The 14,507-nt window shown below is 62.8% G+C and carries 13 protein-coding genes; 4 read left to right on the forward strand and 9 right to left on the reverse strand.

Going from position 1 to position 14,507, the window contains the following annotated elements; translation table 11 throughout:
- Nucleotides 1–121 precede the first annotated feature (121 nt).
- Nucleotides 122–862 (reverse strand): IS21-like element helper ATPase IstB, encoded by a 741-nt coding sequence (gene istB, locus BZF57_RS19595; RefSeq protein ID WP_086738086.1) that lies wholly within the window; start codon nucleotides 860–862, stop codon nucleotides 122–124.
- Between the two features lie 11 nt (nucleotides 863–873).
- Nucleotides 874–2,400, reverse strand: coding sequence for an IS21 family transposase (istA, locus tag BZF57_RS19600; protein ID WP_162290999.1), 1,527 nt, complete (start codon nucleotides 2,398–2,400; stop codon nucleotides 874–876).
- 68 nt (nucleotides 2,401–2,468) lie between these two features.
- Here istA and mobF point away from each other — a divergent pair, with 68 nt between their 5' ends.
- The 4 genes from mobF to BZF57_RS19620 all read left to right on the forward strand — a co-directional run bounded on the left by mobF (nucleotide 2,469) and on the right by BZF57_RS19620 (nucleotide 7,293).
- Nucleotides 2,469–5,216 carry a MobF family relaxase gene (gene mobF / locus BZF57_RS19605; RefSeq protein WP_086740962.1) on the forward strand — a complete coding sequence of 916 codons (2,748 nt, stop codon included), beginning with the start codon at nucleotides 2,469–2,471 and terminating at the stop codon, nucleotides 5,214–5,216.
- 400 nt (nucleotides 5,217–5,616) lie between these two features.
- The gene (locus tag BZF57_RS19610) at nucleotides 5,617–5,826 is read left to right on the forward strand and encodes a hypothetical protein (protein WP_072384193.1); all 210 of its coding nucleotides are present in this window, start codon (nucleotides 5,617–5,619) and stop codon (nucleotides 5,824–5,826) included.
- Between the two features lie 172 nt (nucleotides 5,827–5,998).
- Complete coding sequence (locus BZF57_RS19615) at nucleotides 5,999–6,979, forward strand: helix-turn-helix transcriptional regulator (RefSeq protein ID WP_086740964.1); 981 nt, start codon at nucleotides 5,999–6,001, stop codon at nucleotides 6,977–6,979.
- 11 nt (nucleotides 6,980–6,990) lie between these two features.
- Entirely contained in the window at nucleotides 6,991–7,293 is a 303-nt protein-coding gene (locus tag BZF57_RS19620; protein WP_143738596.1) for a hypothetical protein, read from the forward strand.
- Between the two features lie 254 nt (nucleotides 7,294–7,547).
- Here the strand turns inward: BZF57_RS19620 and BZF57_RS19625 are convergent, their stop codons facing one another.
- From BZF57_RS19625 to BZF57_RS19655, 7 genes are all read right to left on the reverse strand, one after another.
- The gene (locus BZF57_RS19625) at nucleotides 7,548–8,189 is read right to left on the reverse strand and encodes a plasmid pRiA4b ORF-3 family protein (protein ID WP_086740970.1); all 642 of its coding nucleotides are present in this window, start codon (nucleotides 8,187–8,189) and stop codon (nucleotides 7,548–7,550) included.
- 79 nt (nucleotides 8,190–8,268) lie between these two features.
- Complete coding sequence (locus BZF57_RS19630) at nucleotides 8,269–8,562, reverse strand: helix-turn-helix domain-containing protein (RefSeq protein WP_230962558.1); 294 nt, start codon at nucleotides 8,560–8,562, stop codon at nucleotides 8,269–8,271.
- On the reverse strand, nucleotides 8,559–8,897 hold the full coding sequence (locus tag BZF57_RS19635) for a type II toxin-antitoxin system RelE/ParE family toxin (RefSeq protein WP_067400033.1): 339 nt from the start codon (nucleotides 8,895–8,897) through the stop codon (nucleotides 8,559–8,561). Before BZF57_RS19635 ends, BZF57_RS19630 begins: the two co-directional genes overlap by 4 nt.
- Before the next feature lie 138 nt (nucleotides 8,898–9,035).
- Nucleotides 9,036–11,264, reverse strand: a complete 2,229-nt coding sequence (gene recD2 / locus BZF57_RS19640; protein ID WP_086740972.1) for an SF1B family DNA helicase RecD2 — start codon at nucleotides 11,262–11,264, stop codon at nucleotides 9,036–9,038.
- A complete protein-coding gene (locus BZF57_RS19645) occupies nucleotides 11,261–11,734 on the reverse strand; it encodes a hypothetical protein (protein WP_230962557.1) in 474 nt (157 codons plus the stop codon). The genes recD2 and BZF57_RS19645 overlap by 4 nt, the downstream gene beginning before the upstream one ends.
- Before the next feature lie 542 nt (nucleotides 11,735–12,276).
- A complete protein-coding gene (locus tag BZF57_RS19650) occupies nucleotides 12,277–13,470 on the reverse strand; it encodes an IS91 family transposase (protein WP_067489996.1) in 1,194 nt (397 codons plus the stop codon).
- A 6-nt stretch (nucleotides 13,471–13,476) separates the two neighbouring features.
- Complete coding sequence (locus BZF57_RS19655) at nucleotides 13,477–14,385, reverse strand: tyrosine-type recombinase/integrase (protein WP_067402726.1); 909 nt, start codon at nucleotides 14,383–14,385, stop codon at nucleotides 13,477–13,479.
- Between the last annotated feature and the right edge of the window lie 122 nt (nucleotides 14,386–14,507).

A 14,507-nucleotide genomic window follows, 5' to 3' on the forward strand; every position in this document is an offset into this window, starting at 1 on the left:
TGCGGATTCCGACGATCGCGCGCATGTATTCCGATCTGATGCCGCGCAGCGTTCCGCTTTGATCGCGCGCAGGTGAAGCACCTGATCGTTGGTATGTTGTGGCACTATGCTTTGCCGCGGGTCAAGCGGCTTGAGCGGCGATGCTTCGCCGCATGGATTCCCCGGATAGCTCGAGCCTGTGGGCGTTGTGGACAAGCCGATCGAGGATGGCATCGGCGTAGGTCGGATCGCCGATGAGATCGAACCAGCGCGCGATGGGTAGCTGGCTTGTTACGAGCGTTGAACGGCGCCCATAGCGATCCTCGAGGATCTCCAGCAGATGATGGCGGGCATTGCCATCGAGCGGCTCAAGCCCCCAGTCATCGAGGATGAGCAGGTCCACGCGGGCCAGGCTCTTCATGCGCGCAGCAATGCGGCCATCGCCCTTGGCAAGCGACAGCTCGTCGATCAACCGCGGCAGGCGGGTGTAGAGAACCGAGCGATTGTCACGGCAGGCCTGATGCCCGACGGCGCAGGCCAGCCAGCTCTTGCCGACCCCTGCTGGTCCGATAATCGCACAGTTCTCATGGGCAGCGATCCAGCTGCCCTTCAGCAGCATTTCGAACAACCGCCGATCGAGCCCGCGGGCGCTGCGATAATCAACGTCCTCAGGCACGGCTTGGTGCCGCAGCTTTGCCTGACGCAGGCGCAGGGCGAGGCGCTTGTCATTGCGCCATGTCGCTTCATGATCGAGCAGCAGCGCCAGCCATTCCGCGTGGTTCAGGCTGGCGGCATCGCCATTGCCATCCAGATCCGCAAAGGCTTGGGCCATGCCGATAAGGCCAAGCTGGTTCAACTGATCAAGTGTGGGGTGTTTGAGCATCCTTGCTCCTTTCAGTGGTAGTATTGAGAGCCCCGGATATTGTCGTGCAGGATCGGCTCGCGCTCCGGGGCTTTGGACACGGGCACCTTGTCGAGCCCCTTTTCGAGGATCGATTTTACAGACGGATAATTGCGCGCGCCGATCTCCAGCGCGCGAAGCGCAGCCGCTTCAAGGCGCTCAGCGCCGAACCGCTTGGACAAGCCGATGATCCCCAGGCACGAACGGTAGCCTTGCTCGGGATGCGGCCGGTCCTCGATGATGCGCGCCATCAACAGCGACAGCATCGGGCCGATCCGGCCCGCCTCCTCCTGGATCTTTGCCGGTGTCCAGTCGAGATAGCGCCGGTGGCTCGATGGCATGTGCTCGGGCACGGTCGTGTGCCGACCATTGCCACTGCCGCGCATGTGCACCGCGATCCGCTCGCCGCCGAGGAAGATCTCGACGCTGCGGGCCGTGTAACGCACCTCAACCTCGCGCCGCGCGTAGCGGTGCGGCACCGAGTAATGATGCTGCTCGAGCGCGATATGGTAATCGAGCCCAACCCGGCAGCGCTTCCATTGCGCATGAACCCATGGCTCCGGTGGCAGCGGCTTCAGGTTCGGCGCATCGACCTCCTCGAACAGCTGGCGGCGCGTGCGGCCGAACTGGCGAAGCACACGGCGCTCATTCAGATCAGCAAGGCACTCGGCAATGGCAGCGTTGAGCTCGGCCAGGCTGTAGAAGATGCGATTGCGCAGACGGCCCAGCACCCAGCGCTCGACGATCCTGACACAGGCCTCAACCTTCGCCTTGTCCTTGGGCCTCCTCGGCCGTGCCGGCAGCACTGCCGTCCCGTAATGCCGAGCCATGTCCGTGTAGCTGCGGTTGAGCATCGGATCGAAGTGGCAAGCCTTGATCACCGCGACCTTGGCATTGTCGGGCACCAGCAGCTGCGGCGCTCCGCCGAAGAATGCGAAGGCAGCATTGTGAGCCTCGGCCCAGTCAGCAAACTGCTCGGTCCAGGTCGCACACGCAAACGACAGGCTCGAGCCGCCCAGCACCGCGACGAACAGATGCGCATCGCGGATCTCGCCGGTTCTGCGGTCTACCACCACCGGCACCGTGTCGCCCGCATAATCAACGAACAGCTTCTCACCGCCGGCATGGCTCTGGCGCATCACCAGCGGCAGCCGGCCTTCCCAGCGCCGGAACAGGTCGCACCACCGGCTGTAGCGATAGCCGTCGGGGTTCGCCGCGTGGTATTCCTCCCACAGGATCTGCAGCGTCACGTGCTTGCGCTTCAACTCGCGCGCCACCACCGCCCAGTCGGGCTCAGGCAACTTGCGGCGCCCGGGCTTCACCCCTGGCACGCCGTAGAGCCGGGACTCCAGGTCGCTGTCCGTCATTTCAGGCTGCACTGGCCAAGTCAGACCCGACCGATCGAACCGCCGAAGCGTATCCCGGACCGTCGTCGGTCCGACCCCGACCCGCTCGCCAACCACCCGCGTCGAAAGCCCGCAGTCCAGACTCAGACGCAAAATCTCGCGCACATGGCGCATCGTAACTCTCCTCGTCGGCATGCATTCCTCCAACCGTTATCCGGTCGAAAGAATGCCCCAACGATCAGGTGAGCCTCACCTCAAACTGCGCGCGATCATATCGGAATGCTGCGCGCGCAATTCTCGGAACACCGCGCGCCATCACCTCGGAATCCCGCGCGCGATCAAATCGGAACACCGCGCGAGATCACCTCGGAATCCGCATCTACGCGCTCTTCCAGCACGATACGAGCCGCAAACTCGACCCGCAGAACCACACCCATGCCGTGATAGCCGCGATGACGCAGGACAAGGCGGGCAAGTGGAAGGCGCTCTGGAACGGCGAGATCTGGAAGAACAATTCGGTCCTAGGCTCAATCTATAACGCGGCCCTGCGCAGCAACCTCGAGAAGCTGGGATACCAGACAGAGATTACCGGCAAGCACGGCCAGTTCGAGATCAAGGGTGTGCCGCGCGATGTCATCGATGCCTTCAGCCAGAGGCGTCAGGACATTCTGGCAACCGCGGAGAGGTTGGGTCGCAGTCCGACCGAAACCGAAGCGATGCGCGAGATCACCAAGCGGACCCGCGATCCCAAGCTCAATCCCGACGACAAGCAGGCGCTCAAGGCAGAATGGGCGCGGCGCGCGGAAGGTCTTGGTTTCGACGCCAAGGCCCTTGCCGAACAGGCTATGTCGCGCTCGCAGCTGTCGGCCGAAGCCAAGCTTGGCACCGCCGAGCGCGTGCGCGAGGCGATCAACGACATTCGCGCGAATGCCCGAATCTATACGCGTCCGGCTGACGAACTCACGACTAATGGCCTGGCGCGGACCCTGCTGACCCCAAGACAGCTGCGCACTGAGATGGCAACCGCTTCGGCCATTCGCATGATTGGCGAGCGGGAAACCTCGTGGACGCGAGCCGAGCTCGTGAAAAGCGCGCTCGACCTTGGCCTCAAGGGCGTAACCGCCGAAGGTGTCGAAGCCCGAATGCAGCGGCTGCTGGAGGGCGGCCAGGTGCTCGCAGGCAAAAGCACCCGGATCGATGGCGTGCCTGATCGGTATACCACGCCCGAACATCGAATGATCGAGCGCTCGACACTCGACAACGTGGCGCGAGGGAAGGGGGCCAGTCCAGGCATGATTGCGATGGGCGAGGCCCCGGCACGCCTGCGAGAGGCTGCCGGCGACAAGCCACTCAACGTTGAGCAGATCGCCGCGGGCACCTTGGCGCTCGGGAGTGACGACCGCACGGTGGTGATCCAGGGAGTCGCGGGCGCCGGCAAGACGACTCTCATTTCCGCCATCGCCAGCGTCTCCCATCAGGAGGGCAGGGACGTGATTGGCCTTGCCTTTGCCAACAAGATGGTAAGCGACCTCCGGAACGATACCCAGCTTCGCGGTCGCGGCGGCGAAGTGCTGCAAGCGGGGATCGCAGCGCAGACTGTCTCATCCTTCATCAATCAGCACTTGCGCGGCGCACTCCATAGATCAGGGCCGCAGTTTGAGGCATCGCGCAACGCGGTCGCAGGCAAGGTTCTCATCCTTGATGAAGCCTCGCTCGTTGCCAACAAGCCGATGAACGACCTTCTCACCATCGCCAACCGGCTTGGCGCCGAGAAGGTCATTATGGTGGGCGACAAGGCGCAGCTGCTCTCGATCGAGGCGGGCAAAGCGTTTGCGCTCATCCAGGCCAACAATCCGGCCATGGCCCGGCTCGACACCAGCCTGCGCCAGCGGACCCCCCACATGCAGGAAGCCGCCGGCCTTGCGAGGGCTGGCCAGTTCAGGGAGAGCTTTGCCTCGCTTGGCGAGCGCGTGATCGAGGCGGGGCATGATCATCTTCGGGTCACGGCGCAAACCTGGCTGGCGCTGTCGCCGGAAGATCGGGCGCGCACAGCGATATACTCTGCAGGGCGCGATGCACGCGGCGCGCTCAACCGGATGGTGCAGGAGGGGCTGAAAGCCGAAGGCGCGCTGAAGGGCGAGGGCATGCAGCTGACGACACTGCTACCGGCCCACGCGACACGCGAAGAGCTGCGCTATGCGAGCACCTACGACAAGGGCCAGGTTCTCGAGGTCATGCGTGCCAACGCTCCGGGGGGGCTGGCGTGCGGGCGCTATGACGTTGAAGGCACCGATGGTCAGGGGAGGGTGGTGCTACGCGATGCACAGGGCAAGCTGAAGCGCTTCGACCCTTCCAGCATCGACCCGGCTGACAAGCGCGATGCCCTGCGACTTTCAGAGAAGCACCGGGAGACGATCTACGAAGGTGACAAGGTCCGCTGGAACGAAAAGGACACCGCTCGCGGCCTGATGAAGTCCGAAGAGGCCCGGATTCTGATGATCAAGGACGGGGTCGTAACGGTCGAGAACCGCCAAGGCGACACCATCGAGCTCAAGCAGAACGACCGGATGCTCGAGCGCATGGGTCTCGCCTACGCGCTGAACATGCATCAGGCGCAGGGCGATACCCGTGACATGGCGATCGGCGAGATGCACTCGGCCGCTCGCAACCTTTCCGACCAGCGCCTTGCACTTGTGATGATGACCCGCGTGCGTGACGACATCACGATCGTCACCAACTACAAGGACCGTTTGCTCAGTCAGATTGAGCGCAACCCCGGCGACAAGACCAGCGCGCTTGAGACCCTTGGCGAGAAGCAGGTCGATGAGGGCAAGGGAAAGCGTACGTCCGCTGAATTCAGCCCGACGATCCCCGAACACCTGCGCGCCGGTGGCGACAGCCACGCACCGCTTCCCAATGTGGCAAGGGACAGCCTGCGGTCAGTACCTCAGATCGACCTGCCCGAACGCAGCATCGAACGCAGCCGATAGGAGAAGAGTCATGCTACGACGAGATCCAGAGATGTCCGGTGCGGAATCAGGTTCTGCAAGTGAGCCAATGGCTCTCGTTTCGCATCCGGTAACGGAAGGGTTCACCAAGGCAACAGGGGTTGGTGCTCACGGCGTCGCTGTGCCGGTTGGGGGCCAGCCTGGCCCTTTCCCCGGACCGGAATGGGTTGCGCTCGGTTTGGCCATCCTGGCCTCGGTGGTGGCCGGTTCTCTGGTCGCTGCATGCGCAACAGCCTTCAGGAGAATAGTGCGGCTGCACCCTTCACGGCTCAGGGCTCGCCAATCAGCCACTACCCGATCGACCAGGCCCCAGAGGCAATCGGCATGATCCTGCGCATCCAATCTTACAGACCGTCCATCACCACATCAAGGAGAGCATGAAATGGCATTCGACTACGAAGATGCCGGAACCTTCGGCAGCGAGCGCGAGGCGAAGGACTGGGCGCTGCGCAACAAGATTGATCTGCGCGATCTCCACATCCGCAATGCCGGCGGTCAGCGGGTCGAGGTGGGTATTCGCAAGAGCGCCTACGACCAGCGCGAAGACTATGACAACCGGTACGGGCAGAGGCAGGACGGCTTCTGGCGGTGAAAGTTTGGTGTGATGTGACCGACTGACGCCCGATGAGCCATTGGATCAATCGCGGAAGAGATATGATCCCCCGATAGATCAAGAAGCCAATCTTTTGGCTCAATGCGTGATCCATCTTCGGGCAGACGCGGGGTTCGTGACCGTGCTTACAGTGAAAATGAGGCATAGATGATTGTTGTTATGGCGTCAGAATGGCTCATTATTGGGGCAGGAGGACGTTATTAGCACCATCAACCCGGATAAATTGATCTTCCTGCGTAAGGAAGCTGGACTGACCGCCGAAGCGTTGGCCGATGCGGCTCACGTTGGCCGCGCGACCATCACCCGAATTGAAAACGGGAAAGCAGGTGTCACACGGCCTGAAACAGCCAAGAGACTGGCAAACACCCTGAAGTGCCAGTCTGCGGACCTTTTCACACCTCCCGAGCCTGATCAGGCACGCAGCTTTTTCAACGATCGCGCGCCCCTCGACCTCAGCATCTCGAATGCGGCGCAGAATGCGCTGGAGCTTGTCGCCATGCGCTACAACGAAACCCGCGAAACGATCCTCGAACTGGCGCCGCTGCTGTTCGACCTTGTCGCGCGCGAGAGCCTGCTCGAACGCAGCAATCGGCTCGCGGAACTCAGCGCCCGGCGTGACGCCGTTGGTGAAATGAGCTGCCACTTTACACACCTCGGCGGCAGGTTCCTGCACGACTGGCAAGCGGAGGAGGTGGAGGTTCAAGAGGAGAACTCGATCAAAAAGCGGGATCTTCGTGCCTCTTATGTCCTTGAAGGCACGAAGATCGAGGATGCCTTCGTCCCGCTGGACTACGACGAAGAGTGCGACAACCCCTTCGTGGACCACCTGAAGCGGCGCTTGGAAGCGGCGCGGCAAAGCGGCGAAGATGCACCTTCGCTCGATGTATGGCCGGTTTGGCGTAGTCCGAGTTACGAAATTGGTAATGCGGAGGCATTGGTCGTCGCGCAGGGTGACGAGGGTCTGGCGAGGGCGATCCTTACAGGTGCCGTCCAACTCGCTCGGCTACCGAAGAACCTGCGTGGTGCCGATGCCGCGGAGGCGAGGCTGGCCTGGATGCGTCAGCAAAAAGCCCAGCACGACGAGAAGCTGCAGGAGCTCCTCGGTGATCTCCTTATCGATGCAACCGAATAAGGAGGGGCACCATGAACAGGAATCCATTTGGCGCGGGCTCTCTCACCGGTCGTGGCGCGGCTCAGCCGACCCGGCACGGCCGGCGACGACAGGCTGAGCGCTGTGTCCCGCAGTTCATGATCGATGCGCTGATCGACTTTGGCGAGGAGCGGTTTCTCGGAGGCGAATGCAGATCATACAGCTTCACCAAAGCAACCTGGAAAAAATACGCCTGCTATATGGGACCAGCAATCGCAGGCCTTGAGCGCTACCGGAGCGTCTACCTCGTCGTGGCAGGGGACAATTCGATGATCACAGTGGCCTGGCGGCATTGATTCCTTTGAAATGACCGACACGTGCGATTTAAGTGTGCTCGTGAGGTCTCGGTGCAGCTCAGCACTACACATAGAAGTCGAAGAGCATGATGAGACGCCCTCGAACGTTATGCCTAAGGCCAAATTTTGCTTAAAATGAAAAGAGCCGCAATTCCGAAGATAGAGACTTCGATTTGATAACATACATTATGTAAATACCGATACCTTAACTGCCCATGTAAACTGTGTCCAGTGTGATTGTGCCACGGTTGCTGTCATGGCATCTCCATGGACTCGATTTGTCGGGCCCGATAGTCACCGCGACTTAAGCGCAAGGCTCGCGCAATCGCGCGGTTCGTCGCCTCAAGATCAAAGCGTTCCGGATCAAACTTGCGTCCCGCCCAGCGCCGATTGTCAGCATGCTCCTCGTGATCAGGATCGCGCCACGCCTCAAGGAAGGCTTCATAGCCGATGTCTCCGCCGACATCCTCCGGTGGACAGGCCCGCGATCCGGCAAGGCAGCGGGGATATTTGACGCCTTCCGCCGGTGGCACTTCGCTCAGGATCAGCCGGTGCTGCCAGTTGTCGCCAAAATCGTACTGGTAGAGAATCGTGAGCTGCGCGTCGCGCCCATAAGGAAACCGCAGGTCGCGCAGGTGCACCTCAGTCGCCTCGATCACCCGGGGGCCATCGGCATCCTCTTCGAGGTATTCAGGCGCGCCAATAACCAGCCCCCCCACGATGAACTGGTGCAAATGGCTGTCGGTCCACCCAAAGGCCGCCTGCAGCACCTCGTGCAACTGCGCGAAGTTGAGGTCGCGCGGCAATTCCAGCGACCGGCTGATAACCGGCTCGATCCCGAGGATCTGGGCGTCGAGCCGGATAATGAAGTCGTAGGGATCGAAGTGCTTTGCCATGCTGCAATGATGCCGCCGCATCGCGGCGCCCGCAAGTTCGAGGGCACCAGCAGCGCCCGCAAACAGCTCTGCGCTGGCCTCAGCGCAGAAGCTCGCTGACCAGCGAGGGCCGCCGGGCGATCATCGCCAGCAGCACCTGCGCCGGGCCGGTCGGCTGCCTGCGGCCATGCTCCCAATTGAGCAATGTGCCCTTGGCGACACCGATGCTGCGAGCAAACGCGCTTTGCGACAGCCCTGTCCGGGCCCGGATCGCCGCGACATCCACAACCGGCACTTCGATGGTGTGCACGCGCGCGCCAGCCTCCTTGCCCTGGGCATGGTCAAGCGCCTCGCTCAGTCCCTGCATAATGCTCTCGTAAGCCGTGCTCATCATCGATCTCCATAGGCCGCGATCAGGGCCTTGCTCAGTTCAACCGCTGCCGCCTGCTCGGCCTTGGTCAGATTGTCCTTCTCGTTCTTGGCGAAGACGGTGATCAGGTAGATCGGCATATGCCGACCGCCGAACACATAGATGGTGCGGTAGCCACCGCTTTTGCCACCACCTTCGCGCGGGATCCGGATCTTGCGCAGTCCACCGCCCAGCGACACCCCTGCCTCCGGGCTGGCCGCGATGAAGCTGATCAGGCTCAGGCGTTCGTCATCGCTCATAATGGCCTTGGCGCGCCGTTGGAACTCGGGAAGTTCGACAACGGTATGCAAGGTCGTCATGGCCTCAGTGCATTATTGGGACACGGATATACGGTAGTTGGTTGTGATGCGCACCATATATAAGTCAATGACGCATAGGTCAATGACGTATAGCGTCTGGCTCCGTCATCCTTCCCCCCGGAGCGGTCAGGCCGAGGGTCAGCCGTCTGGCGAAGCGCGCAGCTTCTCGGCGGTGCAGCTACAGCCTGGCGTTGGCATCCCGAGCCACTCGTTGAGCTTGGACCAGCGGCGGCGACCCGCGGCATTTCTGACGGCGATCGCGATGGCCCGGGGCTGGCCGACCAGCACCACCAGCTTCTTGCCGCGGGTGACTCCGGTGTAGAGCAGGTTTCGCTGCAGCATCGCGTAATGCTGGGTCATGACCGGGATCACGACCGCTGGGTATTCGGATCCCTGGCTCTTGTGGATCGTCGCGGCGTAAGCTGGCACCAGAGTGTCCAGTTCTCCGAACTGGTAGGTGACCACGCGGCCGTCGAAATCGACCGTCAACTCGCTCTCTTCGGAATCCAGGGCCTGAATGTAACCGATGTCCCCATTGAACACGTCCTTGTCGTAATCATTCTCGATCTGCATCACCTTGTCGCCGGGGGCAAAGATCCATCCGAACCGCTCGACCTTGGCGGAAGGATTGGGATTGAGCGCCTTCTGCAATTCGATGTTGAGGGAGCGCGCGCCGACCCCGCCGCGGTTCATCGGGCACAGGACCTGAACATCCCGCACGGGGTCGAACCCGAATTTGCGGGGGATATGCTTGCCCACAAGATCGATGATCTTGGGCACGGCCTGCTCGGGATCTGCGGCTGACACGAAATAGAAATCGCTCTCACCTTCGACCTTGCCCAATTCAGGGCTCCGGCCCTGGTTGATCTGATGGGCAGTGGTGATGATCCGGCTCTGTGCGGCCTGGCGAAACACCTCGGTCAACCGGACTACCGGCACTGCGCCGGACTGGATGATGTCGGCAAGGACCTGCCCCGGCCCGACCGAGGGTAGCTGGTCAATGTCACCGACGATCAGCACGGCGGCAGTGTCGGGCACGGCCTTCAGCAGCGACTGCATCAGCATCACGTCGACCATCGAGCTCTCGTCGACCACCAGCAGATCACATGGCAGCGGGTTTTCCTCATTGCGCTTGAATCCGAAGGCCTTGGGGTCAAACTCAAGCAGGCGGTGAATGGTCTTTGCCTCCATGCCCGTCGCCTCGGTCATCCGCTTGGCCGCCCGGCCTGTGGGCGCACAGAGCAAAAGCTTGACCGCCTTGGCGGCGACAATCCGCAGGATCGCATTGACGATGGTGGTTTTGCCAACGCCAGGGCCGCCGGTGATCACGGTGAGTTTGGATTGCAGGGCCAGCGTGACAGCCTCCTTTTGGCTTGCCGCCAGAGTCAGGCCCGTGCGCCCCTCGATCCATGGCAGTGCCTTGCCCGGATCGATCACCGACCAGGGCAAGGGCCCGTCCATCAGGGCGTGCAGCCGGGCAGCGATGACCTTCTCGGCGTTGTAGAGGCCACCCAGAAATACGCACGCCTGCCCAGCCACACTATCGGCGACCACCGTGCCATCATCCAGTTCCAGCGCCAGCGCGGTCTCGATCAAGGTGCTGTCGACTTCGAGAAGCCGGGCTGTCAGTTCCTTGAGGTCTGTCACGGGCAGGCCGCAGTGCCCCTCCCCCATCGCCTGTGTGAGCGCGAAGGACACCCCTGCCCTCACCCGCACCATGGCGGTCTTCTCGATCCCGAGCTTCTCTGCAATGGTGTCGGCGGTTCTGAATCCGATGCCCCGAATGTCGCGCGCCAGGCGATAGGGATTATCGCTCATCACCTGGACGGCATCGGCGCCATAGGTCTTGAATATGCGCACAGCTCGGGCTGTCCCGACACCATGGCTGTGCAGAAAGACCATGATCTCGCGAATAACCTTCTGATCCGCCCAGGCGGCCGTGATCTTCGCAGCGCGCTTCGGACCAATCCCTTCGACCTCGCGCAGCCGCTCTGGATTGGCCTCGATGACGTCAAACACATCCTTGCCGAACAACCTGACCATGCGTTTGGCATAGACCGGCCCAATGCCCCGGATCATGCCCGAGCCCAGATACTTCTCGATCCCTTCGATCGATGAGGGCTCCGATGTCTTCAGAAACCTGGCCCGGAACTGGAGCCCGTGGTGGCGATCATTGACCCACTCGCCGGAGGCGGTGATCCACTCTCCGGCTGATATCATCGCAGCATGGCCCACGGTCGTAACCAGATCACGATGGCCACGGGCCTTGACGCGCAGGACACAAAATCCGCTCTCGTCACTGTGGAATGTGACCCGTTCCACATGTCCGACCAGCACTTCGGTCGCAGGGGATGCTGCCTGGTTCATCGCAGCTGCCGAGGCTCCTCGATTTCGTCAGCGTCCCCCGTCGCCTCATGGACCTCCTCGCGGATGATCTTCTCCGTGATCTCGGCAAGATGCAGCGTCAGTGCGTTACTCAATTCCTCAAACTCGGGCCACAGGACGCCGTTCACGAAACTGGCCGGCGCGCGGATGAGCACGCTCTGGCGATGCATGCGCCGATAACGAAAGGGCCGGATCCCGTACCGCCTGCATAGGGCTGTAAACAGCTGGCGGGACCATAAATCAGGGATCGAGAACTTGAACTCCTCCGCACGCTCTTTCTTGCTGGCCGTATCAAACTGCTTGCGAATGCGTTCCGCCGCAGCCCCCGCGGCCGCCCTCTCCCCCGCCGTTGCTGCCCCTGCATAGAGCGCCTCGATTTTGCGAAGCCTGTCTCGCAGGCGCTGTTCCGAATCCATACCTTCCTTCATTGTGGCCTCGGGCGTACTGGCCACATGCGCCCTACCCTCACCCTGCGGAAAAGCCCCGCAGACCAGGTTTGGCCCGTGTCCTTCAGCACAAGCGCCGCCCGATACGACGAAGCCGATGGCATTTTGTCGGTCTGATCTGTGGAATTGGCGAGCATGCGATGCCTATAGCATCGACATTCTCATCCAGCACGGCAAGCTCAGCCGAGATCGCGAATGCGGCAAGGCAGCTTCCACGGGTTTCTCGCTGAAAGCGGAAATTCGCAAATCGTTTAGAGTTTCGGACGCCGATAGGCGTCGGAAAGTCGACGGTGCCCGAACCCGCGGGCCGCATGCGGTGAGCTATGGGGATTTCGATTTACGGCCGATCTGGGCGTCTGCAGACGGTGTCGATAAGCGGACGGGTTTGAGAGCAGCCCGTCCGATTTTGGAGTGACAGGGCGGCTGTGGGGAGCTCGTCCGTCCGATTTTGGCGATGGGACGACTGCTCCTGGGCGGATGATATGCAGACATCCTCATCCCCGGGAGCGCGGTTGCGGTGAGGTCTGGCGGTGTGGGGCCGTGCCGGGTCACGACGCAAGGTTCCCGGATGGTGCGATCGGACATGGCGGGCCGCGCGGCAGATAGCGGCGTTCGATGGTCTCGATGATGATCATGGTCCCGCCGCAGCAAGGGCATGGCGGGCGCGGATCGGGGGGCTCGGTGGGTGGCTCGACCGCGGTGGGCGGCGCGAGGGCGAGCAGGCGGCGGGCGCGCTCGAGGTGGGCCTTGCGGGTGCCGCTGGCGAGCAGGCCATAGTGGCGGATGCGGTGGAACCCGCGTGGCAGGCAGTGCAGCAGGAAGCGGCGGATGAACTCGTCGGCGCTGAGCGTCATGACCTGCTGCCGGTCTGGCGTAGAACGGCGATAGTCCTTGTAGCGGAACGTGACCCCATGCTCGTCGAGCCGCAGGAGGCGACTGTTCGAGATGGCGACCCGGTGGGTGTAGCGCGAGAGATAGGCGAGCACGGCCTCGGGACCGGCGAAGGGCGGCTTGGCGTAGACCACCCAGCGCTTTTTGCGCACCGGCGCGAGGTGGCGCAGGAATGCGCGACGATCGGCGAGATGAGCGAGCCGACCGAAGAAGGCGAGCTTGCCGGCATCGTAAAGCGCCAGCAGCCGAGTGAGGAACAGGCGGCGGAACAAGGCGCCCAGCACGCGCACCGGCAGGAGGAAGGCCGGGCGGGATGATATCCATCGCTCCCCATCCGGCGCGATACCGCCGCCCGGCACGATCATGTGGATATGCGGGTGGTGGGTCATGGCCGAGCCCCAGGTGTGGAGCACGGCGGTGATGCCGATGCGGGCACCGAGATGCTTCGGGTCGGCGGCGATGGTGAGCGTGGTCTCGGACGCAGTCTTGAACAGCAGGTCGTAGAGCAGCGCCTTGTTGTGGAACGCGATATCCGCGATCTCGGCAGGCAGCGTGAAGACGACATGGAAGTATCCCACCGGCAGCAGGTCGGCCTCGCGCGAGGCGAGCCAGGTGCGCGCGGCGGTGCCCTGGCACTTGGGGCAATGGCGGTTGCGGCAGGAGTTGTAGGCGATCCGCCAATGTCCGCAGTCGGTGCAGGCCTCGACATGCCCGCCCAGCGCGGCGGTGCGGCAGTGCTCGATCGCCGACATGACCTTGAGCTGATGCAGGCTCAGGTGCCCGGCATGGGCGAGCCGATAGGCTGGCCCGGCAGCGCAGAAAACGTCGGCGACCTCGAGTGCGGCGCGCACCGGTCCTCAGCCGCTCGGCGCCTCCTTGTCCGGTGCCGCCAGTGCGAGCCGGTCAAGCGGGCTGACCACGGCGCGCACCGTCTTGGTTGCCACTTGCGTGTAAAAGGCGGTGGTGTTCAGCTTGGCATGACCGAGCAGCGCCTGAATGACGCGGATATCGACCCCGTCCTCGAGGAGGTGCGTAGCAAAACTGTGACGCAGCGTGTGCGGTCCTACCCGCTTGGCGATGTCGGCTGCCTCGGCAGCTTCGACGACGACACGGTGGAGCTGGCGTGTGCTGATCGGCAGCATGGCGCCTCGTCCCGGGAAGAGCCAGCCATCAGCGTGGAGCACACCCTGCTGACGCCCCGCGCGCCACCAGTCACGCAGCAGCACGAGCAAGCCCTCTGGCAGCATGGCATTGCGGTATCGCCCGCCTTTGCCACGCTCGATCCTGAGCAGCATGCGCTTGCTGTCGATATCGCGCACCTTGAGCGCCGCGACCTCGCCGACGCGCAGACCCGCACCATAGGCGACCGACAATGCGGCCTGATGCTTGAGGCTGGTGGTCGCATCGAGCAGGCGCTTCACCTCGCTCTGGGTCAGCACCACCGGGATCTTGCGAGCGTGCGCGGTGCGGACCAGCTTGCGTGCAAGATCGGGCCGGTCGAGGGTGTGGGTGAAGAGGAACCGCAGCGCCGCCACGATGCTGTTCATGGTCGGCGCCGGCACCCCGGCTTCCCGTTGCTCAATCTGGAACCGGCGGACATCCTCGGCGGTCGCGGTATGCGGCGAGCGCCCCAGCCAGGTCGCGAACCGTCCCACATCGCGCTGGTAGTTGCGTTGCGTCTCCGGCCCGAACCGGCGCAGTGACATATCCTCGATCAGCCGCTGGCGAAGCGGGCTGACCGGCCCAATCGGAATAATCTCGTTCATCGTTCGACTCCTTGGTTGAAGGAGCCACAATCGTCTGCCTCTCTCGGATCAGGCGCTACGCCTGTCGTTCTACATCACCCTCGCCGCCAGCGACACTCCCGCGAAGCGGGTTCGTGCATCGA

Source organism: Erythrobacter colymbi, assembly GCF_002155685.1.
In the GTDB taxonomy this organism is placed as follows: domain Bacteria; phylum Pseudomonadota; class Alphaproteobacteria; order Sphingomonadales; family Sphingomonadaceae; genus Erythrobacter; species Erythrobacter colymbi.

Coding starts and splice junctions, on each gene's coding strand:
- istB (WP_086738086.1), bottom strand. CDS start 862: ATGCTCAAACACCCCACACTTGATCAGTTGAACCAGCTTGGCCTTATC.
- istA (WP_162290999.1), bottom strand. CDS start 2,400: ATGCGCCATGTGCGCGAGATTTTGCGTCTGAGTCTGGACTGCGGGCTT.
- BZF57_RS19610 (WP_072384193.1), top strand. CDS start 5,617: ATGGCATTCGACTACGAAGATGCCGGAACCTTCGGCAGCGAGCGCGAG.
- BZF57_RS19620 (WP_143738596.1), top strand. CDS start 6,991: ATGAACAGGAATCCATTTGGCGCGGGCTCTCTCACCGGTCGTGGCGCG.
- BZF57_RS19625 (WP_086740970.1), bottom strand. CDS start 8,189: ATGGCAAAGCACTTCGATCCCTACGACTTCATTATCCGGCTCGACGCC.
- BZF57_RS19630 (WP_230962558.1), bottom strand. CDS start 8,562: ATGATGAGCACGGCTTACGAGAGCATTATGCAGGGACTGAGCGAGGCG.
- BZF57_RS19635 (WP_067400033.1), bottom strand. CDS start 8,897: ATGACGACCTTGCATACCGTTGTCGAACTTCCCGAGTTCCAACGGCGC.
- recD2 (WP_086740972.1), bottom strand. CDS start 11,264: ATGAACCAGGCAGCATCCCCTGCGACCGAAGTGCTGGTCGGACATGTG.
- BZF57_RS19655 (WP_067402726.1), bottom strand. CDS start 14,385: ATGAACGAGATTATTCCGATTGGGCCGGTCAGCCCGCTTCGCCAGCGG.